The organism is Tessaracoccus sp. MC1865, assembly GCF_017815535.1.
Lineage (GTDB): Bacteria > Actinomycetota > Actinomycetes > Propionibacteriales > Propionibacteriaceae > Arachnia.
This window is the reverse complement of the sequence record NZ_CP072596.1, coordinates 82549-105160: the sequence shown is the minus strand read 5'-3', so window position 1 is coordinate 105160 and position 22612 is coordinate 82549. Positions and strand designations below refer to the sequence as shown.

Annotated in this window: 16 protein-coding genes; 4 read left to right on the top strand and 12 right to left on the bottom strand. The window is 69.2% G+C overall.

All coding sequences use genetic code 11. From position 1 onward, the window contains the following. Nucleotide 1: 1 nt before the first annotated feature. The 4 genes from J7D54_RS00390 to J7D54_RS00375 form a co-directional block, all read right to left on the bottom strand. Complete coding sequence (locus tag J7D54_RS00390) at nucleotides 2-1978, bottom strand: MDR family MFS transporter (protein WP_182763024.1); 1977 nt, start codon at nucleotides 1976-1978, stop codon at nucleotides 2-4. Between the two features lie 119 nt (nucleotides 1979-2097). Further along, nucleotides 2098-2721 (bottom strand): hypothetical protein, encoded by a 624-nt coding sequence (locus J7D54_RS00385; RefSeq protein ID WP_182763025.1) that lies wholly within the window; start codon nucleotides 2719-2721, stop codon nucleotides 2098-2100. Between the two features lie 111 nt (nucleotides 2722-2832). Continuing rightward, the gene (locus J7D54_RS00380) at nucleotides 2833-4767 is read right to left on the bottom strand and encodes a cation-translocating P-type ATPase (protein ID WP_182763026.1); all 1935 of its coding nucleotides are present in this window, start codon (nucleotides 4765-4767) and stop codon (nucleotides 2833-2835) included. 14 nt (nucleotides 4768-4781) lie between these two features. Next, on the bottom strand, nucleotides 4782-5015 hold the full coding sequence (locus J7D54_RS00375) for a heavy-metal-associated domain-containing protein (protein ID WP_182763027.1): 234 nt from the start codon (nucleotides 5013-5015) through the stop codon (nucleotides 4782-4784). Between the two features lie 119 nt (nucleotides 5016-5134). Here J7D54_RS00375 and J7D54_RS00370 point away from each other — a divergent pair, with 119 nt between their 5' ends. After that, on the top strand, nucleotides 5135-5821 hold the full coding sequence (locus J7D54_RS00370; RefSeq protein ID WP_182763028.1) for a Crp/Fnr family transcriptional regulator: 687 nt from the start codon (nucleotides 5135-5137) through the stop codon (nucleotides 5819-5821). A gap of 21 nt (nucleotides 5822-5842) precedes the next feature. Here the strand turns inward: J7D54_RS00370 and J7D54_RS00365 are convergent, their stop codons facing one another. Next, nucleotides 5843-7654, bottom strand: a complete 1812-nt coding sequence (locus J7D54_RS00365) for an ABC transporter ATP-binding protein (RefSeq protein WP_182763029.1) — start codon at nucleotides 7652-7654, stop codon at nucleotides 5843-5845. A gap of 107 nt (nucleotides 7655-7761) precedes the next feature. On the opposite strand from J7D54_RS00365, the gene J7D54_RS00360 reads away from it, so the two are divergent. The 3 genes from J7D54_RS00360 to murJ are packed head-to-tail and all read left to right on the top strand — an operon-like array spanning nucleotide 7762 to nucleotide 14265. Beyond that, the gene (locus J7D54_RS00360; protein WP_182763030.1) at nucleotides 7762-8706 is read left to right on the top strand and encodes a 1-phosphofructokinase family hexose kinase; all 945 of its coding nucleotides are present in this window, start codon (nucleotides 7762-7764) and stop codon (nucleotides 8704-8706) included. A gap of 7 nt (nucleotides 8707-8713) precedes the next feature. Continuing rightward, entirely contained in the window at nucleotides 8714-10624 is a 1911-nt protein-coding gene (locus J7D54_RS00355) for a DUF6049 family protein (RefSeq protein WP_245244261.1), read from the top strand. Further along, entirely contained in the window at nucleotides 10621-14265 is a 3645-nt protein-coding gene (gene murJ / locus J7D54_RS00350) for a murein biosynthesis integral membrane protein MurJ (RefSeq protein ID WP_182763032.1), read from the top strand. The genes J7D54_RS00355 and murJ overlap by 4 nt, the downstream gene beginning before the upstream one ends. A gap of 9 nt (nucleotides 14266-14274) precedes the next feature. Here murJ and J7D54_RS14385 read toward each other — a convergent pair whose 3' ends face one another. From J7D54_RS14385 to J7D54_RS00315, 7 genes are all read right to left on the bottom strand, one after another. Next, nucleotides 14275-16413: an ATP-dependent DNA ligase gene (locus J7D54_RS14385; RefSeq protein ID WP_182763033.1), complete on the bottom strand. Its 2139-nt coding sequence runs from the start codon at nucleotides 16411-16413 to the stop codon at nucleotides 14275-14277. Between the two features lie 168 nt (nucleotides 16414-16581). Then, nucleotides 16582-18102 carry a glycerol kinase GlpK gene (gene glpK, locus J7D54_RS00340; RefSeq protein ID WP_182763034.1) on the bottom strand — a complete coding sequence of 507 codons (1521 nt, stop codon included), beginning with the start codon at nucleotides 18100-18102 and terminating at the stop codon, nucleotides 16582-16584. Between the two features lie 42 nt (nucleotides 18103-18144). Next, the gene (locus J7D54_RS00335) at nucleotides 18145-18906 is read right to left on the bottom strand and encodes an MIP/aquaporin family protein (RefSeq protein WP_182763035.1); all 762 of its coding nucleotides are present in this window, start codon (nucleotides 18904-18906) and stop codon (nucleotides 18145-18147) included. Nucleotides 18907-19091: 185 nt separating this feature from the next. After that, nucleotides 19092-19790 carry a hypothetical protein gene (locus J7D54_RS00330; protein ID WP_182763036.1) on the bottom strand — a complete coding sequence of 233 codons (699 nt, stop codon included), beginning with the start codon at nucleotides 19788-19790 and terminating at the stop codon, nucleotides 19092-19094. A 1-nt stretch (nucleotide 19791) separates the two neighbouring features. Beyond that, complete coding sequence (locus J7D54_RS00325; RefSeq protein ID WP_182763037.1) at nucleotides 19792-20133, bottom strand: hypothetical protein; 342 nt, start codon at nucleotides 20131-20133, stop codon at nucleotides 19792-19794. 186 nt (nucleotides 20134-20319) lie between these two features. Continuing rightward, on the bottom strand, nucleotides 20320-21267 hold the full coding sequence (locus J7D54_RS00320) for a hypothetical protein (protein WP_182763038.1): 948 nt from the start codon (nucleotides 21265-21267) through the stop codon (nucleotides 20320-20322). Continuing rightward, a complete protein-coding gene (locus tag J7D54_RS00315) occupies nucleotides 21267-22526 on the bottom strand; it encodes a hypothetical protein (RefSeq protein ID WP_182763039.1) in 1260 nt (419 codons plus the stop codon). The genes J7D54_RS00320 and J7D54_RS00315 overlap by 1 nt, the downstream gene beginning before the upstream one ends. Nucleotides 22527-22612 lie beyond the last annotated feature (86 nt).

The following is a 22612-nucleotide window of genomic DNA, read 5'->3' as shown; positions in this document are numbered from 1 at the left end:
CTCACGGTCGTTCCCAGCGGCGGGTCGCAATGTCGGCCACCAGCGCACTGTCGAGCATCATCACGGCCCGACGCAACCCGGTCCCGTCGATACCCTCGGCCGTGTCGATCCGCGGCCGGGTCACGTGCCCGGTGGGACGGTGGGCCACCAGCTCGGCCACGGCGTCGAGGCGCGCCGTCATCTGCTCGCTCAGCATCCGCTCCCTGCGGCCACGCTTCGACATCTCGACGGCGAACGCCTCGTGCTCGTCGATCAGGTCCGGGTCCTCGGTCAGCAGCATCGTGCCGGTGGAGCGCAGCATCTGCAGGCCCCTGCCCAGGTCGCCGCCGCCGAACTCGGCCACGGCGTCGCGGAGGATGGGGTTGTCGTCGCGCACCTGTTCCGCGAGCAGCACGAGGTGGGCGCCCAGGATGCGCTCCTTGCTCCGGGCGTGGGAGTCCTCAGGCGTGAGCCGCACGCGCTCCTGGTCCGGTGCCGACATGGCGGTGGCGTCGAGCAGTTCGCGTCCGCGCTCCTCCGGCTGGGCGAGCGTGTCGCGCAAGGGGACGGCCTTGATGAACATCGTTCCCACCAGCGACAGCAGCGTGAGCACGGGCAGGATGAGGAACACCGCCTGCATGGCGTCGCCCAGCGATGAGCGGAGGAGGTCGGCCAGCGGTTCAGGCAGGTAGAGCAGGTCAACGGGATGCAGCACCGCGTTGGGGTTGAGGCCGCCAGTGGGCACCCGCGCCTCCAACTCGGGGGTCAGGCGCTCCTCGATGCCGCTCATGAGGTGCGTGGTCATGATGGTGCCGGCGATGGCAGTGCCCAGCGTGTTGCCGATGTTGCGGAAGAACTGGAGGGCGGAGGTGGCCACCCCCAGGTCGCGCCGCTGCACCGCGTTCTGCACCGCGAGCACGTAGATCTGGAACGCCATGCCGTAGCCGAAGCCCAGCACCGCGGTGGAGGCCACCAGTTCCAGACGGCTGGAATCCTCGCCAAGCCGCAACATCAACAGCGCGCCGATCACCTGCACCACGGCGCCGGCGACGGCGAACTCCTTGTAGCGACCGGTGCGGCTGGTGAGCTGACCCACGACGATGCCCATGGCGAACAGCACCACGTTCATCGGGATCAGGATCAGGCCCGATTCCGTGGCGGAGACCTCCAGCACGCCCTGGGCGTAGACCGGGACGTAGATCAGCACCGCCATCATGGCCATGTTCATGAAGAACGCGCCCACCGTGGAGAACGTGAAGATCTTGTTGCGGAACAGGTGCATCGGCACGATGGGCTCTTCGGCCCGGTGCTCCACCCAGACGAACGCGACGCTGAAGACGACACCCACCAACAGCAGCACGATGACCTGCGGCTCCCCCCAGCCGTTCTGCCCGCCCAGGCTGATGCCCAGCAGCGCCGCCGACACACCGATGGTCATGGTGGAGATGCCCGCGTGGTCGATCTTCCCGCGCACCGATTCCTCGGGGATGTGCAGGTGCCGCAGGATGATCAGCAGCGCGAGCAGGCCCACGGGCATCGAGATGTAGAACAGCCACCGCCAGCTCGACACGTCGGTGATCCAGCCGCCCAGCAGCGGGCCGGCCACCTGCGACGCGCCCATGACCGCACCCATGTAGCCCTGGTACTTGCCGCGTTGCCGCGGCGGGATCAGCACGCCGAGGATGGTCTGCGACAGCGGCATGAGGATGCCCATGCCGATGCCCTGGACGGTGCGGGCGACGATGAGGAACCAGAAGCTGAACGCCATGCCGGAGAGCACGGAGCCGAGCATGAACAGCAGCAGACCGATGATGTAGAAGCGACGGCGGCCGAAGATGTCGGACAGCTTGCCCGAGATGGGGGTGACCACGGCGCTGACCAGCATCACGATCGTGGAGAGCCACGAATACCAGGCGAGGCCGCCGAGGTCTGCGACGATGCGCGGGATGGCGGGGCCGACGATCGTCTGCGAGATCGAGGCGCTGAACATGCCGACCACGAGACCGAAATATGCCCACCGGATGGTCGCGAATTCAAAGGGGGTTGGCTGTTTGGTCACAACCGCCCAATGTACGCCCGGCCCACTCCAGTCCGAAATCGTTGCGTGGCGCAACGGTGTCACACGGCGCGCACCCAGCGGTCGCCCTCGGGAGCGAAGCCCACCCGGCTGAGGTACTCCGTCAGGTGCTTCTCCGGTCGCTCCACCACCACCCGTTCCAGGCCGAGTTCCTCGAAAATGCCGGAGCGACGGTGCACGAACTCGCCGGGGGTGAAGTCGCGGAAGCGGGGGCTGACCCAGTCCAGTTCGACGATGCCCTCACCGTTGCCGGCGTCACGCACCACGGTGACCCCGACCGTCTCGTCGCCGCGCACCACCAACCAGGCGTGGCGGTCCCCCCGGTTGAGGAGTTCGGGCCGGAAGCCCGTGTGGGTGGCCGCGATGTCGTCGGCGTGCACGCTGAGCACCCGCGCCAGGTACGCGTCGTCCGGGCTGACCGGGACCACCTCGTAGACGGCGGCGTCGTGCCGCTCGCGGTAGAGGCGGCTGAGCCAGTAGATGTTGATCAGCACTATGACGGCGTTCATCGCCATGAACGGCCACACCTCGATGATCCCGTTGTAGACGGCGGCGATGACGGACCCGGTGAGGTTCATCCAGCGGAACCGGAGCACGCTGCCCAGCGTCAGCGACCACACCACCAGGATGGAGCCCAGCCACCCGACGATCTCCAACCACGGCATGCGGATCCCCTTCAGCTCTGTTGCCGATCGATGCTATCGACGCGTGGGCCGCTCGGGGAGAAGCAGATCGAACCTGTGCGGCAGGACGCCGCACAGGTTCGACAGGAAGCCTCAGCGAACCAGCTCAGGCTTCCGCTCCGTGGCGAGCTGCCGGTCGCCCACCCGGGGGCGCAGCCGGGGCTGCGAGGCGCTGGTCCTGCGGCGCAGGAGGCGCATCGCGTTGACGATGACCACCAGCACGGAGGCCTCGTGGACGAGCATGCCGATCGCCATGGTGACGCCACCGAACAGGACGCCTGCCAGCAGGGTGCCCACCGTGATCAGGGCGATCACGATGTTGGCCCGCATGACCCCGGCCGTGCGCTTGGCCAGCGAGATCGCGTCCGGGATGCGGCTGAGGCGGCTGGTCATCAGCGCGATGTCGGCGGTCTCCACGGCCACCGGCGAGCCGGCTGCACCCATCGCGATGCCGACGTCCGCGAGCGCGAGCGCGGGGGCGTCGTTGACGCCGTCGCCCACCATGGCCACGGTGTGGCCCTCGGCCTGGAGCTGGCGGATGACCTCCAGCTTGTCCTCGGGCAGCAGCGACGCGCGGGCGTCGTCGATCCCCACCTGGGCGGCGACGGAATCGGCGACCCGCTGGTTGTCGCCGGTGAGCATCAGGACTCGCTTGACGCCGGCGGCGTGCAGGGAGGCGACGAGTTCGGCAGCTTCGTCGCGGACGGTGTCGGCGACACCGAGTGCCCCGATGATGTCACCGTCGAGAGCCACCAGCAGCGGCGTGCGGCCGGCCGCGGACAACTCCTCGACTGCGGCCTCCGCCCACTGGCGCCCTGCGGGTGCCTGCGAGGAGCGGAGGGCCTTCTCGATGAGGGCGACGTTACCGACGGCGACCTCGCGGCCCTGCACCATCGCGACCACGCCGTGGCCGGGCACGGAGCGGACGTGCTCCGGGACGGCAGGGACGGTGATCCCGCGCTCGCGGGCCTCGTCGAGGACGGGCACGGCGAGGGGATGCTCGGAGCCTGCCTCGGCCTGAGCGGCCCACCGGAGGACCTCGTCGTCGCCGAGAGTCCGGCTCATGATGTCGGTGAGCCGCGGCTCGCCGCGGGTGATGGTGCCGGTCTTGTCCAGCGCCACCACGTCGATCTTGGCCGCGGTCTCGAGGAACTCGCCACCCTTGATGAGGATGCCGTCGCGGGCCGCGCGGCCGATGCCAGCCACGAGGGCGACGGGCACGGAGATCACCAGCGCGCCGGGGCAGCCGATGACGAGCAGGGTGAGCGCCAGTTCGAGGTCCATCGTGAGGAGCCCCACGACGACGGCCAGCGCGATGATGCCGGGGGTGTACCACTTGGAGAACCGCTCCATGAACTGCTGGGTGCGGGCCTTGGCGTCCTGAGCCTCCTCGACGCGGTGGACGATGCGGGCCAGGGTGGTGTCGGCGCCCACGCCGGTGGCGCTGAGGGTGAGGAAGCCGTCGGCGACGATGGTGCCGGCGTACACCTCTGAGCCGGCCGACTTCTCGACCGGGATGGACTCGCCGGTGATGGCGGCCTCGTCGACGGCGGCCTGGCCGCTGACCACGTCGGCGTCGACGGGTACCCGCCCACCGTTCTTGACGATGACCGTTTCACCGACTTCGACGGTATGGGCGGGCACCTCGACCTGCTCGCCGTCGCGGATCACCGTGGCGGTGGTGGGTGCCAGCGCGACGAGTTCGGCCAGCGCGGAGCGGGTCTTGGCGAGGGTGGCGTTCTCGAGGGCGTGACCCAACGCGAAGAGGAACGTGACGGCTGCGGCCTCCCAGTAGTTGGCGATGGCGATCGCGCCGATGGCCGCGACGGCCACCAGCAGGTCGATGCCGATGACCTTGACCCGCAGGGCGAGCCAGGCCTTCTTGACGACGGGGGCGCCGGCCACCACCGCCGCGGCGAGCATGAAGTACTCGCCGGCGGACGGAGCGACCTGGCCGAGGACCAGTGCGACGACGATCAGGGCGCCGGAAACGGCGGGGATCGCCCAGCGATGAAGACGGGCATGCATGGCTACCTAACCCCTCAGAAAGCCGACGGACGGGCGGTGTAGCCAACCTTGGCGACGGCGGCGACCAGGTCGTCGACGCTGGTGGCCTCGACGTCGTGGTCGACCTCGATCCGCGAGGAGGCGAAGTGGACCTTCACTCGGGCGACGCCGGGGAGCTGGCCGACGGCCTTCTCGATCTTGGCGACGCAGGAGGGGCAGCTGAAGCCCTCGGCGCGGAGGATGGTGCGGGTGGTGGTCTGCGTGGTCATGTCGGTTCCTTCTATTCATTCCGGCGTTGTTGCCGATGAGTCGAAGCTACGCCGGAACCGCCACCGAGTCCTTGACCTACGTCAAGCAGGAACGGACCGAGCAGGTGCATACTTGAGCCATGTCAACCGGCGATACCTGCGTTTCCCTCGTGCCGATCTTCAAGGGCCTCGACCACACCCAGCAGCTGGAGGTGGCGGGGTTCGCCCGACCGCTCCACTTCGACGCCGGCGACCAGGTGGTGGCCGCCGGGGACCGCAGCCGGCGACTCTTCGTGGTGCATTCCGGCCGGGTCCGGGTGGTGCACCTGTCGGAGGGCGGCCGCGAACACGTCGTGCGGGTGCTCAGCGTGGGGGACGTGCTCGGGGAGGACGCCTTCGTTCTGGGCCGTCGCCCCACCCACTACGCCTACGCCGACACCGAGGCGTCGATGTGCACCTTCGACCACGACGACCTCGCCGCCCTGGTGGCCCGCTATCCCGGCATCGCCGTGCGGATGTTGCAGGTCCAGTCGGAGCGGCTGGCCAACGCCGAGCGCATGCTGGCCGCCATGAGCGGCACCGACGTCGGCGCGCGCCTGGCCAGCTACCTGCTGGATCTGCCCTCCACCTCCACTCCGGAGGGGGCAGAGGTGGAACTGCCGATGGCCAAGAAGGACGTGGCCTCGCACCTGGGTACCACTCCGGAGACGCTCAGCCGTCAGTTGCGCAAGCTCGTCGACGACGGCGTGCTCGGCCTCCACGGCCGCCGGGGCATCGTGATCCGCGACATCGACGCGCTGCTGGACAGGTCCGGCGCCACGGGCTGAGTCAGAAGTCGCCGGTGCGTTTTACTGCGTGATCTCGTACGCGAGCAGGCGTGCCTTGTCCGCCTTGTTCTCCGAGCCCTGCAGCGCCAGGAGCTCTGCGTAGATGCCGCCGGAGCGCGCCAGCTCGGCGGGAGAGCCCACCTCGTCGATGCGACCCTCGCGGAGCGTCACGATGCGGTCCACCGACGCGATGGTGGAGAGGCGGTGCGCGATGATCAGCGTGGTCCTGCCCACCATGAGTTGCTCGAGCCCGGCCTGGACGGCCCGCTCGGCCTTGGTGTCGAGCGAGCTGGTGGCCTCGTCGAGGATCAGGATGGGGGCGTCCTTCAGCAGCGCCCGCGCCACGGACAGCCGCTGCTTCTGGCCGCCGGACAGCTTGATGCCCCGCTCGCCGATCTCGGTGTCGAAACCGTTGGGCAGGCGGGAGATGAAATCCAGCGCGTTGGCCCGCTGCGCCGCGACGGTGAGTTCCTGGTCGGTGGCTCCGGGGCGGCCGTACTCCATGTTCTCGCGGATGGTGCCGCTGAACAGGTTCGCGTCCTGGAAGACCACGCCGATCGCCTTGCGCAGCGCCACCGTCGGCACGTCGCGGACGGACTGGCCATGCACCCGGATCTCGCCCCGGGTGGCCGGGTACAGCTTCATGATGAGGTTGACCAGCGTGGTCTTGCCGCCGCCGGATTCGCCGACGAAGGCCACGCGTTCCCCGCGGTTGACGGCCAGGTCGATGCCGCGCAGCACCAGGTTGTCGCTGCCGCCGTCACCGTCGTCGTAGCCGAAGTCGACGTCGTCGAACGCGATGACCGGGTCCTCGTCGGTCCACTTCACCTCCGCGGTGGGTTCCGCCTCCAGCGCGTTGTTGGGCTCATCGATCTCCGCCATCACGTTGAAGTACTCCTCGCTCCCGACCACGGCGCGCTGGGTGAGGTCCACCCAGTAGCTCATGGAGGTGACGGGCTGGCGGGCCATGGCGGTGAGCTGGATGAGCAGCACCATCGCGCCCACGGTGTAGTCGCCGCGCGCCGCCTGCACGAAGATGATGGCGTAGACGCCGAAGAACACCAGGTCGAGCGCCGCCCGGCGCCAGAAGTCCATCCGGTGCCAGAACGCCGACTGGGACCTCGTGAGGGTGAGCGTGTTGTCGTAGTGCTCGTTGAACCCCTTGAGCTCGCGCTTCTCCGCGACGAAGGACTTGACCACGCGCATCTGGCCGATGACCTCGGCGAAGCGGCCGCCGGCGATGTCGTAGTGGTCGTTCTTCTGCTTCTCCCACACCATCCACCGGCGCGAGGTGATGGCGGTCAGCCACACGAACGTCGGGTAGATGATGATCAGCAGCAGCGACAGCCACGGCGAGTAGAACGCCGTGATGACCAGCACCGCGAGCAAGGTGACGACGGTGGGGAAGAAGCTGTTGGCGAAGGTCTGCAGGAAGTCGGTGATCGAGGTGATGGACCGGTTCAGCCGGCTGACGATCTTGCCGGTCAGTTCGTTGTCGTAGTAGCGCTGCGGCAGGCGCAGGAGCTTGTGGAAGTAGCGACCCGACAGGATGGCGCGCAGCTTCACCGACATCTGGTCGCCGAAGTAGCCGGCGATGTTGGTCAGCAGCGAGTTGGCCAGGGCGATCACCAGCAGCACGACGGCGTACCAGATGAGGTCCGTCCAGTTACCGCCGTCGCCCGAGGCGATGCTGACGACGGTGTCGGTGGCCCGGCCGATCACGAACGGCGTGAGCAGCGCGGTGGCCGACACCAGGATGGCCCCCAGGACGATGCTGACGTAGAGGGGCCACAATTCCCTGGCCGTAGCCATGATCCGAATGATGCTGCGCACAGCTGAACTCTACGACGACCGACAATTGCCCTGCCCCCACCGCCGGCCTGACAGGCGACGCAGGCAATCCTGCGACGCCGACATGGTGGCGTGAGTAGGTTGAGGGCATGCGGACTCTGCGCACTGTCACCCTCAACACGGGCTACGACGACTACTTCACCGTCGGCGACACCGTCTGGGGCGGCGTCTCCCCGATGGACGCCTTCAGCAGCGTCTGCTCCGGGAAGGGCATCAGCTGCGCCCGGGCCGCCGTCGCGTTGGGCGTACCCACGGTCGCCTACGCCCTCGTCGGGACCGATGACGAGAAGGACTACTCGGGCCGGCTCACGGCGGAGGGGATCGCGCACCGGCTCGTCACCGTGCCGGGCGCGACCAGGCACAACCTCACCCTCATCGACGCCGCGGGCGAGAAGGTGGCGGCACACTTCGTCGCGCAGGGCTTCACCCTCTCCGGGCCGGCCGACGTCCGCCCCCTCGTCGACGCCCTGCTGGCGGATGTGCAGCCGGGCGACATCGTCACCCTCAACGGATCCACCCCCACCGGCCTGCCCGCCACGACGTGGGCAGACCTGGCCCGCTCGGTGCTGGAACGCGGCGCGGAGGTGGTGGTCGATGCGCAGAAGGACGCCCTCGTCGCCGCTCTCGACGTGCCAGGCTTGCTGGCCTTCAAGCCCAACGACGACGAGATCCTGGCCATCCCGGAGGTCGCGGCCGCACCGCAGGAGGACCGGGTCGCCGTCGCGTTGGAGGTCCTCCGCCGCGCGGGGGTTCGGTTACCGATGGTGTCGCTGGGGGCGCGCGGGGTGGCCTATGTCCCGGATCCTCACGGAGTCGCGGAGTACGGCTCACTGCCCGTCGAGCGAGCCATCCAGTCCGTGATGGCAGGCGACTCCTTCGTGGCCGGCCTCGCCTGGGGCCGGCTCGCCTCGGATGAGCCGAGGCAGTGGCTGCGGCACGCCCTGGCGTCCGCCGCCGCGCACGTCGAGGGCCGCGCCGGATCCGCCCTCCGGGAGCGCGCGCAACTCAATCTTCCCGCGGCCCGTCTACCATGAGACGGTGATGGTCGGTCGGTTGCTGCGTGCCCTGCTGGCAGCGATGCTGTTGGCGATGGGCCTCGTCGGCACCCCGTCGACGGCGAACGCAGCCTCCGAATACCTCGATGTGGAGATCACCTCCATCTCCACCCCCACGCTCAATCTGGACAACCCCGAGCAGGTCGTCGAGATCCAGGGGCGGCTGACGAACGTCTCCACCACCCCCATCCGCTACGTCAACGTGCACTTCTGGCGCGCCCCGGTGCCCATCCTCACCACCGACGAGCTGACCTCCATCACCGCGAACCTGCCCGTCGGCAACCGGTTGTTCGAAGAGGCCGCCGGAAACCTCGACATCCTGACCCGCGACGAGCCGTTCGGCCCCGGCGAGCGCGCCAACTTCACCGTCCGCGCCACCGTCGCCGAGCTCGTCGCCGAGGGCCCCTCGCAGGTCCCCCTCGGCCGCGACGAGGCGGTCTACCTCCTGGGCGTCCAGGTGCGCGGCATCCCCGACGACGCCGAGAACATGGTGGTCGGCCGCGCCCAGGTCGTCACCCCGGCCACGCAGCAGCCGGTGGGCTCCAGCGCCCTCGTGGTGTTGGCGGGCACCCCCTCGTGGCTGCCGGACGGCACGTTCCTCGACGACTCGCTCACGGAGCAGCTCAGCGGCCGCCTCGAGACCCTCCTCAGCTCCGCCGAACGACCCGGCGTCATCAGCGCCGTGGACCCGGCGCTCTACCAGGCCGTGCAGTGGCTCAGCGCCGAGCACACCGTCGCCGGTGAGGCACGACCCGCCAACGGGGTGGCCCTGCGCTGGGTCGAGCGGGTCGACGCCCTGGCCGACGACGGTCGTCTGTGGCGCCTCCCGTTCGCCAACCCGGATCTGGTCCGCGTCGACGCCACCGGCCAGCTGCCGCGTGTGCTGGCCTGGGCGCGCGAGGCCACGCCCCAGGACCTCCTCGATCTGCCGTCGGTGGCCGTCCTCGACGAGGGCGCCAACACGGATCTGGTCAGCAAACTGGGCGAATTCAGCACCGTGGTGATCCGCAACGCCACCGGCGCCAGCGTCGGCCCGCCCCGCGTGCTCACCGCAGCCCCGCAGGGCGCGGTCACCGCCCTGCCAGCCGGCGTGCAGCTGGCCCGCAAGATCGCCGACGAACTGCTCGCGCCCCGCCCGCCGTTGTACGTGATCGACACCCCGGAGGCCGCCGCCATCGACAACGAGCTCGCGCCCTACCGCGAGCACGTCCCCGCCACCACCACCCCCGCGGAGCCGCTGCGCTGGGCCGACGCCCAGACGCCGGCGGCCTACCAGGAACTGGTGGCGGCGCTGGACGAGCAGACGGGCAACGCCTCGCTGATGGCGGACCTCACCCCCAGCGCGGAGGCCTACGACCTGGCCGCCGTGGGGGCCACCGTCTACTCGAAGGGGTTCCCGACGGAGGCCGCCGCCGTCGACTACCTCAACGCCGCGTCGCCGGCGGAGGTGGACCTCTCCCGCGTCACCCTGCGGGCCGCGGCCAACTACGTGATGGGGGCGCGGGTCAACGAGTTCCCCGCCACGCTCAGCAACGATCTGGACATCCCCATCGTCGTCGGGGTCGAGTTCAGTTCCGACGCCCCGCAGCGCATCAGCGTGCCGGGCGTCAAGGCTGTCGAGGTGCCCGCACGGGGCACCGCCACCATCACGATCACGCCGGAGGCCGCCGCCAACGGAGTCGCCCTGGTGCGGCCCCGGTTGGTGACCGCAGAGGGCCAGCTCCTCTCCGAGGGCCCGCCCATCGAAATCACGGCCACCGATCTTGGGCGCGTCGGCTGGATCATCATCGTCGTATCGGGTGCAGTGGTGCTGGGAGGCACCGCGTGGCGCATCGCCGCCGTCCGCCGCGAACGGGCGCGGGCGGATCAAGGCCTTCCGCCGAAGGGGAGCGAGTGAGTCAGGTCAGCAGCACGAAGAGGTTGGTCTCCGCGAGTGCGGTGATGGCGTCGGGGACTCTGATCTCGCGCGTCCTGGGCGTCGTCCGCGTCGCTCTGCTCGCGTTCATCCTCGGTACCGCCACCCGTCAGGCCGACATCTACGGCCTCGCGGACATGGTGCCCAACTCCCTCTACATCCTCTTCGCCGGCGGCGCCCTCAACACGGTGCTCGTGCCGCAGATCGTGCGCGCCATCAAGAAGGACGAGGACGGCGGGGAGGCCTACACCAACCGCATCATGACGGCGTTCATGCTGATCATCACCGCCGTCGCGGTGCTGGTCACCATCGGTGCGCCGATCGTCGCCCGGATCTACACCTCCGGCTCCTGGCGCGACCCCGGACTCGCGGCGCAGTACGGCTCCCTCATCGCGCTGATGTTCCTGACGCTGCCCCAGATCTTCTTCTACGGCGCGTTCTTCCTGCTGGGCCAGATCCTCAACGCCCGCGACAAGTTCGGTCCCATGATGTGGGCCCCCATCGCCAACAACGTGGTGGCGATCGTCGTGCTCAGCACCTACCTGGTGGTCTGGGGCAACCAGCAGGACCACAGCCAGGCGTTCACCACACCGCAGATCCTTCTGCTGGGCATCGGGTCGACGGCTGGGATCGCCGTGCAGACCCTCGTGCTGCTGCCGTACGTCAGGAAGGTGGGCTTCAAGCTGAGGCCCCGCTTCGACCTCAAGGGCACCGGCCTCGGCCACACCTTCTCGCTCACGAAGTGGACGATCGGCTTCGTGGCCGTGAACCAGCTCGCGCTGGTCGTCGTGCAACGCCTCGCCACCTCGGCCACGGCCACCGGCGAGGGCGCCGGCGTCGTCGCCTACGCCAACGCCCACCTGCTGTGGATCCTCCCCCACTCGCTGATCACGGTGTCGCTGGCCACCGCCATGCTGCCCAGCGCCTCCCGCCTGGCGGCCTCAGGCGACACGGACGGCGTCAGCCAGGAGTTCATGAAGACGGTGCGGCTCGCGCTGATCGTGATCGTCCCGGCCGCCGTCGTGTTCCTCGCGCTGGCGCAGCCCACCGCCGGGATCCTGTTCGGGCAGGGCGCCGGCCGCTCCAGCTCAGACCTGGTGGCCTGGGCCCTGATGGCTTTCGCTCTCGGGCTCATCCCGTTCACCGTCCAGTTCGTGACGCTGCGCACCTTCTACGCGCTGGAGGACACCCGCACCCCGTTCCTCGTGCAGGTCCTCATCGCGGGGCTGAACATGGCGGGCGCCATCGGCCTGGTCTCAGCCGCGCAGGCCTGGATGGACGAGCCGTCCTCGTGGGTGGCCACCGCGCTCGCGCTGGCCTACTCGGTCGCCTACCTGGCCGGCGTGCTGGTGTCCTGGCGGCTGCTGAAGCGGCGGGTGCCGGGCATCGACGGCGGGGCCATCGGGATGCACATCCTCCGGCTGCTGCTGGCCTCGGCCGTCGGCGGCGTGCCGGCCTACTTCCTGGCCGGCTGGCTGACCAACGCCATCGATTCCCAGTTTGTCGGCAACGTCGTGGCGCTGGCGCTGGGCGGGCTGCTGATCCTCGGCAGCTTCGTCGGCATCGGCAAGCTGCTGAAGGTGCGCGAGCTGACCAGCCTCTCCACGCTGCTGAGCAGCCGCTTCGGCCGCCGCGGCCCAGCCACCCCCGCGGCCCAGCCCGCCACGGACGCGCCGCGCGGCGACCGTGATGACAGGGACGACCGCGACGACGAGGCGCTCGTCATGACCGCCATCACCGGCCCGCTCGACTTCGACTCGGGGCCGCCCACCATCATCCGTAACCGTCCACCGATCGTGCAGCGCACGTTCGATGCCCACCCCGCCTGGCCCGTCGACAACGAGGTCGCCGCCGGAGCTGAAGATGAGGACATCGCCATGGACCGTCGGCCCGAACCCGACATCGACGACGACCCCACCGGTCCGCTGGACCTGGAGGGCCTCTTCCGCGAGGAGCAGCGGGGGCAGATCGCCAGCGTCGGCACGCTGCTCAACACGCGCTACGAGCTCGTCCAGCAACTCGCCGAGCGGCATGGCGCCGAGACGTGGCGGGCGCACGACCAGGTGCTGTCGCGCGATGTCGTCGTGCACGTGCTCGCCCCCGGCGACCCCCGCAGCCCCGAGTTGCTCCGGGCCGCGCGCAAGGGCGCCGCCGCCACCGATTCGCGCTTCCTGCGCGTGCTCGACGCCGACGAGACGGTGGACCGCGACCAGGGCATCGGCGCATACGTGGTGGCCGAGTACGCCTTGGGGCGCTCGCTGACGGACCTGCTATCGAAGGGCCCGCTGAGCGCCATCGAGGCCGCCTACATCGTTCGCGAACTGGCAGATGCGCTGGTCGGCGTGCATGCGCAGGGCCTGTTCCACGAGCAGATCACCCCGGACAACGTCATCATCACCACCTCCGGCGCGGTGCGGCTGGTGGGCTTCGGGATCGAGGCCACGCTGGCCCGCGGCGACGCGGAGGACACGGCCTGGTCCACCCGGGAGCGGGCCGACGTCGTCGCGCTCGGCAGCCTGCTGTACGCCACCCTGGTGCGCCACTGGCCTGGCGGCGCTGCCTGGGACCTGCCGGCGGCCCCCATCATCGCCGGCGAGACCGCACCCGCCCACACGGTGCAGGTGGGCATTTCGCCCGCCCTCGACCGGATCTGCTCCGCCACGCTCACGGAGCGCGGCGACCTGAGCGTCCCGCGCATCCTCAGCGCCTCCCAGCTCGTCGCCGCCCTCGACGAGGTGCTCGGCAACGCGGACGCGTCCCTGGACCTGGAGCAGCGGGTGCGCTCGTGGCACGGCCTCGACGACGCCCCGCCCCGCCCCGCCCTGTTCCGCGAGACGGAGGTCATCCGCCGCTCCGACGACGCCGTGGCCGCGCCCCCCACCGTGACGCTCCCGGCCGCCTCGGACGACGACCCGCTCTTCGGCTTCGGCCGGGAGTCGCGCCAGGACGAGGCGCCCGTCAGGGAGGGCGCACGCCCCGGCCGCAACGGTCGCCTCTGGTGGATCCTGCTGGCGCTGGCCGTCATCGGGCTCGCCATCGCACTGGTCTTCAGCCTCTTCGGCGGCAACGATCCGCAGCCGGCGAACCCCACCACCCCCGGCGGGACCAGCGCCATTCCCGTCTCGCCCGGCGAGACGACACCCGGCAACGGGGAGAGCACGGTCGCGTCCGGGCCCATCACCGTGGCAGAGGTGACCGACTTCGACCCGGAGACCGACGGCGGCAACAACGAGGAAGTGCCGGACCGGGCCGCCAATGTCGTCGACGGGGACCCGGCCACCACCTGGCAGACCATGCGCTACCTCCGCAACCCCAAGCTCGGGGGGCTGAAGCCCGGCGTGGGCCTGCTGCTGGACCTGGGCGAGCCGCGCACGGTGAGCAGCGTCACCCTCACGCTGGTGGGCGCCACCTCGGTGGAGATCCGGGTGCCGAAGGGCGAGACCCCATCGATGCGCACCGAGGCCGACTGGGAGATCGTCGGGGCAGACCCAGCCGCCAACGGCACGGCCACCGTCACCCTCACGGAGCCTGTGGAGAGCCAGTGGGTGCTGGTGTACTTCACTGAATTGCCGGCCGTCGAGGGCGGGTTCCGCGCTGAGGTAGCCGAGGTCACGCTGCAGTAACCGGGCAGGTCAGCCGGCCCCGAGCACCTTGTCCAGGTCGTAGCTGAGCGGTTCCTCGAGCTGGTCGTAGGTGCACGACTCCGGCTCCCGGTCGTCGCGCCACCGCACGAACTGCGCCGTGTGCCTGAACCGGTTCCCCTCCATGTGGTCGTACTTCACCTCCACCACCCGCTCCGGCCGCAGGGGCACGAACGACAGGTCCTTCTTCGCGTTCCACCGCGAATGCTGCGCAGAGGTCGGCGTGCGCTGCGCCGCGGCGATCTCCGCCCATGGGTGCGCATCGGATTCGTCGACGAGGGTCTGGATTTCCGCGAACAGCTCGCGCCGCCGTTCCATCGGGAACGACCCGATCACGCCCACCGAGTTGAGCGTCCCGTCGTCGGTGTACAGGCCCAGCAGCAACGAACCGATCGCCTCGGTCTCGCCCTTGTAGAGGCGGTAGCCGGCCACGACACAGTCGGCCGTGCGCTCATGCTTGAGCTTGTACAGGACGCGCTTGTCCTCCTGGTACACCTCGTCCAACGGCTTGGCGATCACGCCGTCGAGCCCTGCGCCCTCGAACTGTTCGAACCACTCCATCGCGGTCGGCTCGTCGCTGGTGGCCTGGGTCAGGTAGATCGGCGGCTTCGCCTTCTTCAGCGCCTTCTCCAGCGCCTTGCGGCGCTCCTTGAACGGCTTCTCGGTGTAGTTGTCCATGCCGAGGGCCAGCACGTCGAACGCGACGAAGCTGGCGGGCATGAGCTTCGACAGCTTCTCGATGCGCGAGGCGGCTGGGTGGATGCGCTGCTGCAGGGCGTCAAAGTTGAGGCGGTCCCCGGTCTCGGGGTCGATCATGATGATTTCACCGTCGATCACCGAGTGGTCCGGGAAGTTGTCGATGATGGCCCCGACCAGCTCAGGGAAGTATCGGGTCATCGGGCGCTCGTTGCGGCTGCCGATCTCCACGTTGTCGCCGGAGCGCCAGATGATCGAGCGGAAGCCGTCCCACTTGGGCTCGAACAGGTACTCGCCCTTCGGCAGCTTCTTCACCGGCTTGGCCAGCATCGGCCCGAACGGCGGCACGACGGCGGTGCCCCACTCGGCGTCGCGCTCGGCCTTGGGCGCGAGGTAGTCGTCGTCGGTCTTGTCCTCGCGGCGCTTCGACGGCGGCACCCGAGGCGGCTCCCCGGGCATCTTGGGGTAGTCGGGCGGGAAGTTGAGCTCGCCCAGGCCGCGCTCGAGGTCCTTCTCCCACAGGGCCAGGGCGCCGTCGATGGTGCCCGCCTCGTCGTCGATGTCGGCCCAGGCGCAGCCGCGCTCCGCCACGATGCCCGGCGCCGTGTGGACGGTGAACTGGTGCGGCTCCACGTCGTCGAGGTCCTCCCAGCGCACGGGCATCGACACAGGGGCACCGGGGAGGGGGCGCGGAGAGTAGGCGGCGGCGATGGTGCGGTCGCGGTTGGCCTGGTTGAAGTCGACGAAGACGCGCTGGCCGCGCTCCTCCTTCCACCAGCTGGTGGTGACCAGGTCCGGCATCCGACGCTCCAACTCGCGGGCAATGCCGATCACGCCGTGCCGCACGTGCTGGAACTCGTGGGTGGGCCTGATGCGGGCGAAGACGTGCACGCCGCGGTTGCCGGAGGTCTTGGCGTAGGCCTTGAGGCCCACCTCGGCCATCACTTCGCGCAGCGCGTGGGCGGCCTTGACGGCGTCCTTGAAGTCGGTGCCGGGCTGGGGGTCGAGGTCGATGCGCAGCTCGTCGGGCTTGTCCACGTCGTCCTCACGCACCGGCCAGGGGTGGAACGTGATGGTGCCCATCTGCGCGGCCCAGGCGAGGTCCGCCGGCTCGTCGAAGACCAGCTGCTCGTGCCGTCGGCCCGACGGGTAGGTGCACATGACGGTGCGGAGGAAGTAGGGCGCACCGCGCGGCGGCCGCTTGGAGAAGAACTCCTCGCCCTCGATGCCCTCTGGGAACCGCTGCAGCGTCATCGGCCGGCGCCCGTTCAGGTGCAGGAAGGCGTCGGAGACGGCCAGCAGGTAGTCGGCGAGGCCGCGCTTGGTCACGGCGCCTGCCCCGTCGTCGGGCCACAGCACCTTGTCTGGCGAAGAGAGTTTCAGCTCCCGCTCGCCGTAGGGTCCATCGATCTTGAGGATCACCGGCTCAGCCATGCGCCAAGGCTACTTCCCGAGGGGGCAGAGTGAAGTTGTGCAGCGGACTTGGTGCACAACTTAAGTGTGCCTCGCGCCGGGAGCTGGCGAAACGCAGAACCGCAGGGCCTCCTTGACGGAGGCCCTGCGGCGCAGCGGGAACCAGCTATGAAAGCACAGCCGGAAGGATCACTCCTTCACGTCTTCGTCGACCCACTCGAACGTGCGGGTCACGGCCTTCTTCCACAGGCGGAACTTGCGATCACGCTCGGCTTCGTCCATCGACGGGGTCCAGCGCTTGTCCTCGGCCCAGTTGTCGATGACGTCCTGCTCGCCCTCCCAGTAACCGACGGCGATCCCGGCCGCGTAGGCCGCGCCGAGGGCCGTGGTCTCTGCGACGACGGGGCGCACCACGTCGACACCGAGCATGTCGGCCTGGAACTGCATGAGGGTCTCGTTGGCGGTCATGCCGCCGTCGACCTTGAGCTCAGCGAGCTTCACGCCCGAGTCTGCTTCCATGGCGTCGAGCACCTCGCGTGTCTGGTAGGCGGTGGCCTCCAGGACGGCGCGGGCGATGTGGCCCTTGTTCACGTAGCGGGTGAGGCCGACGAGCGCGCCGCGGGCGTCGGACTTCCAGTACGGGGCGAACAGGCCGGAGAACGCCGGCACGAAGTACGCGCCACCGTTGTCTTCAACCGTGGCGGCCAGCTTCTCGATCTCAGGAGCCGAGGAGATCATGCCCAGGTTGTCGCGCAGCCACTGCACCAGCGAGCCGGTCACGGCGATAGAGCCCTCGAGCGCGTAGATGGCGTCGTTGTCGCCGATCTTGTAGCAGACGGTGGTCAACAGGCCGTTCTCCGACGGGACGACCTCGGTGCCTGTGTTGATCAGCATGAAGTTGCCGGTGCCGTAGGTGTTCTTGGCCATGCCGACCTCGAAGCAGGCCTGGCCGAACGTGGCGGCCTGCTGGTCGCCCAGGATGCCGGCGATCGGCACGCCGGCCAGCATGCCCTTGCCGCGACCCTCGCCGTAGACCTCTGCGGAGCTGCGGATCTCGGGCAGCATCGACATGGGAATGGTCATGTCGGCCGCGATGTCCTCGTCCCAGCTGAGGGTCTTGAGGTCCATCAGCATGGTGCGGGAGGCGTTGGTGACGTCCGTGACGTGTACGCCGCCGTCGGTGCCGCCGGTCATGTTCCACAGCACCCAGGAGTCCATGGTGCCCATGATCAGGTCACCGGCTTCGGCCCGTTCGCGGGCGCCGTCGACATTGTCGAGGATCCACTTGACCTTGGGGCCACAGAAGTAGGTGGCAAGCGGCAGGCCGACGCGGGCCTTGTACTTGTTCTGACCTTCGGCGCCGCCCAGTTCGTCGACGATCTTCGCGGTGCGCGTGTCCTGCCACACGATGGCGTTGTAGGCCGGTTCGCCGGTGTTCTTGTCCCACACGACGGTGGTCTCGCGCTGGTTGGTGATACCGACTGCTGCGATGTCGCCCTGGTTCAGCTCAGCCTGGCTGAGTGCATCCGCCACGACGGAGCGCACGTTGCGCCAGATCTCCTGCGGGTCGTGCTCGACCCAGCCGGCGCGGGGGAAGATCTGCTCGTGTTCCTTCTGGCCGACCGACACGATGGTGCCCTTGTGGTCGAAAACGATGGCGCGGGAACTCGTCGTGCCCTGGTCGATGGCAAGTACGTACTTGTCAGTCATGTGTCTTCAGTCCTTCTCGTCAGTGAGGTTGGATGGATGCGATCAGGCGACCGGCGGGAGCAGGACCATCGCGAGCAGACCCGCGAGAGCGCCACCGATCAGGGGGCCGACCACCGGAACCCAGGCGTAGCTCCAGTCGGAGTCGCGCTTGCCGGGGATGGGCAGGATGGCGTGCATGAGGCGGGGGCCGAGGTCACGGGTGGGGTTGATGGCGTAACCGGTGGGACCACCGAGGCTGATGCCGATACCGACGACGAGCAGTGCCACGCCGAGGGCGCCGAGCCAGCCGAGGTTGGCCGGACCTTCGCCGCCCGCCTCGGTGAACTTGCCGGCCGCGATGACGACGAACACGAGCACGAAGGTGCCGATGGCCTCAGTCATGAGGTTCCAGAGCGGGTTGCGGATCTCAGGTGCGGTCGAGAAGACGGCCAGCTTGAGGTTGGGGTCCGTCTCGGTGTCGAAGTGCTGCTTGTACGACAGCCACACGAGGCCGGCGCCGGCCATGGCACCGACGAGCTGGGCGGCGAAGTACACGAGCACGAGGCCGACGGAGACGGGCTCTCCACCCATTTCCTCAGCGCCGTTGACGAGCAGGCCGACGGTGACGGCGGGGTTGATGTGACCGCCCGATGCGTAGGAGGCGAGGACACCGGCGAACACCGCGAGGCCCCACCCCCAGTTGATGAAGAGGAAGCCCTGGCCGTTGCCCTTGGTCTTGGCGAGCAATGCGTTGGCCACCACGCCACCACCGAGTAGCAGCAGCAGCATCGAGCCAACGGCCTCAGAGAGGAAGATGGTTCCCATGATTTCTCCATTCCTGACTGCAGTGTCAGATAGACGTCTTCCATAGACGCGTTTGACCCCAGCAAAGAGCAAGTTGCACGTCATTGCAACAGCCGTGCACACCTGTGCACAGGTCTTAGACACCGGTGCACATAACTGCGTGCTGAATCGCCGTGCGCCGCGCCCGATTGGGAGAAAGGACGCTGTCAGGGCCGCCTGTCGCGCGGCTGCAGCATGGTGAGCAGCGCCGCCCTCATGAGGTCTCTCTCCTGGGCCAGTTCATCCAGCGCAGCAGGTGGCAGCTCGACGGCATTGTGGCGCGCATAGGCCCGTTCGGCCGCCAGCATGATGTGGGTACAGATCGACCCCACCTGGGCATCGTCGAGCCACTTCGGATCGAACATGATGCGTTCCGCCCCACCGTCGACGTTGAGGATGACGGTGACGCCCTTCGAGCGGCCCCGGGCCGGCACGGCTGGTTCCGTCTGCCGGGTCGCAGCCAGGGCTGCGGCATGCCGCGCGTCGAGGTCCCGGCCGAGGGTGTCGAACAACACCAGCGACCGACGGCTGAGCGCGGGCAGGTCGCGCAGACGCTCGCGCACTTCACGGGGCAGTTCGGGCTCCTCGGGAGCCGCACCGGGTTCTGGCGGTGCCGCCAGCTGGAGGGTCGACAGCATCAGCGCCTCGCGGAACCGGGCCTCCAACGCCGCGGCGTCGGGCACCTTGTGGAACCAGACGGGGCTCAGCCGCACCTTGGTGAGGCGGCCGTGCTCAGACCAGAGGCGCACAATGCCTTCGCGGTCTGAGAACCCGCCGTCGGATTCGTCGATCGCCTCTTCCTCGGGCTCATCGCCGCCGTAGGGTGGCGGCGCGAGCGGGTCCAGGTCGTCGTCGAGTTCGGTCACGTCAGGGAACCTCCGCCACAAAGCTTTCGGTCCAGGCGGCGAGTTCGTCCAGCGTCAAGGTGTCAAACATGTCCCGGTTGAGGAAGAGGCGACCGCTCGCCGAGTTCCCGACGCACCATTGCGCGTCATTCGCCTCGTAGCACCAGACACCGGGGCGCAGTTCTGTCTGCCCATTCTCGAGGCCCTCGCTCCACTCGGCCGCCCGCTCACTCCATGCCCAGGGCGCAACAACGATCCGATCCGCTTTTCCGGCGTCGTACACCGGCTGTCCGAGCAGCCAGTTCAGGGTGAAATCCCCGACGGTCGTGGGGTAATCGTCCTCGCCCAACTCCTCCAGCTGCACCGACCCAGTGGCCGCCGGGTCACTGGACGACCGGGTCGCCGAGGGAGCATCCGTCGACGCCTCAACAGTCCCTGTAGGGCTGGGGGGTGCCGGGCCGTCCGGGGTGCAGCCGGTGCTCACGATCAATAGCGTGACACTGCAGGCGGCCAGGGACCGCAATCCCATCGAAACGGCTCCACGCATTCCTTACCTCTTCACCCCGTCGTTGGTTCCGCCGGGCCGCTGGGCGCCAGCCGGATCGTCCACCCGTGATTCTGCCTCATCCGGATCCGGCACCGAGTCCGTGGGGGCCGGCGGGACAGAGGCCTGCCCACCGCCTGTGGGCCACGTGCCAGGCTGAAGCAACTGAGGAGCCGAGAGGCATTCCGTCACCTTGCCGGCAAGCGCATCGGCGCTGTCTCGGACAGGGCGTCCGAACTGGGCGTCCTGCAGGTTCGTCCGCAACGCCCTCAGAAGATCGAGCGCGTTGGCAACCCGTCGGTAGTGATAGCCCTTGGCGCCAGGCTGCAGACTCTGGACAGCCTGGGTGGTGGCCTTGATCTCGCGCTCCATCACGAGGAAGAGCGCTCGATTGAACAGCGCGAGCTGGCTGATCGCATTGGCCATGCTGGTGGCCAACCCCCGCAGTTCCTCCGTCGCGCCGTCCTGCACGATGCTGCGCGCCGTGTAACTGCTACTTGCTCCGCTGACCCAGCCGGGGATCTGTCGCAGCGCAGTGATCCTGCTGCGCATCTGTGACACCTGGTCGGCCTTGGTGCGCCACCGTCTCGCATCAGCCTCAAGGTCCCCGGGGACATGCCCCACCTCCGTTCGGACGACCGTCATCTGCTCGCGAACGGCCTCAACCTCGCGCTGAAGATCCCGGATGATCTTCTCGCCCTTCGCCTCAAACTCGCGGCGGTCCTGCTGGTAGCCGAAGAGTCCGTGCTCCACGAACGACAGGAACTCGTCCCACCAGTTCACGGAGTCCTTCCGATCCGCCTCCACCGCGGCGTCGACGGCAGCCTTGAGCGCATCGGCGGCTGGCCCGAGCCGGTGGGCCCCCACGCCCTCCGCTTCGGTCAGGGAGAATCCGCTCGGCTGGCCGCCGAATTTGATGAACAACCCGTCAACGAGATTGATCGGCAGAATCATCAGATCATCCCTTTCGCCTGCTGGGCATTGGCCTGCTCCGTGCCCCGGTAGTCGCTGGCCGACGCCCGCAGCATCGACGAGATCGTGTTGTACTCGCCGCCCGCCCCGGAGGACCAGTCAGTGGTGGACGACGTCAGGGAGTTCACACCGAGGTCCGGCACCAGACCGAATTCGGTGGGGACCGGGGTCGACGTCACAGATTCCATCTCACCGGACAGATCCTCCCATTCCTGGGCTGCAGCCTCCAGCTGGGCCGGATCCACCTGATAGTCACCGGTGCTCCCGCCGCCGCCCGAGCCGCCGCCGGACGGTGAGTACGACCCTGGGCCTGTCGGGTAACTGGGTGACGTGTATTGCCCAGAACCCTCGGCGCCGGGCTGCTGGTACGCGGGCGGGGACGAGGGCGCCGGATAGGAGGGTGGCTGATAGCTCGGCGGCTGGTACGGCGAGGGACCCTCTGAGCCGGGCGACGGCGGGACGTAGCCCGGATCGCCCGGGCCGGGGACGTAGCCGGGATCGCCCGGGCCGTGGACGTAGCCCGAATCGCCCGGGCCGGGGACGTAGCCGGAGTCCCCCGGGCCCGGCACGTAGCCAGGATCACCCGGACGCGGCACGTAGCCGGGATCACCCGGACGCAGTGAATAGCCGGGCTCCCCGGGGCGGGGTGAATAGCCGGGCTCCCCGGGGCGGGGTGAATAGCCGGGCTCCCCGGGGCGGGGTGAATAGCCCGGCTCGCCGGGCCCCGGCACGTAGCCAGGCTCCCCAGGGCCGGGGACATAGCCCGGATCACCCGGACGGGGTACATAGCCCGGGTCTCCGGGGCCGCTCCCGTCCGGGCCGAGGCCCGCTGCCATGGGGCCACCCGGACCACCGGGCACACCGCCCATTGCGGGGGCGCCCGCGCCGCCTCCGGCGAGGCCGCCGCCCATCGACGTGGCACCACCGGGCATGCCGGCTCCGGCCGCGCCGGGGGCGCCTCGCATCATCCCGCCACCCATGGCGCCCGCCATGTCTCCGGGGGCCACGCCACCGGGTGCGCCGGGGCGGCCCGCGCCGCCGGGGCCACCCATCATGGGCGGCATCATCGCCGGGCCGCCGGCGCCCTTCTTGCCCTTGGCTCCGGTGGAGTTGGGGTTGATGGGTGCTTCGCCCAGGTCTGTGTCGTCGATCTCGTCATCTGAATCTGCACGCAGCCCGGCGAAACCGCCCTCGGCGGCCCGCTTCATCAGCTGCTCCCACGCCTCGTCAGCGTCACCCATAGCCATCTCCTCCGGGCATAAACCGCTGCCAAGTTAACCAGCCGTTCGGGTCACGTCACACACCGTTGGCCCGCCGGTGGCGGGGG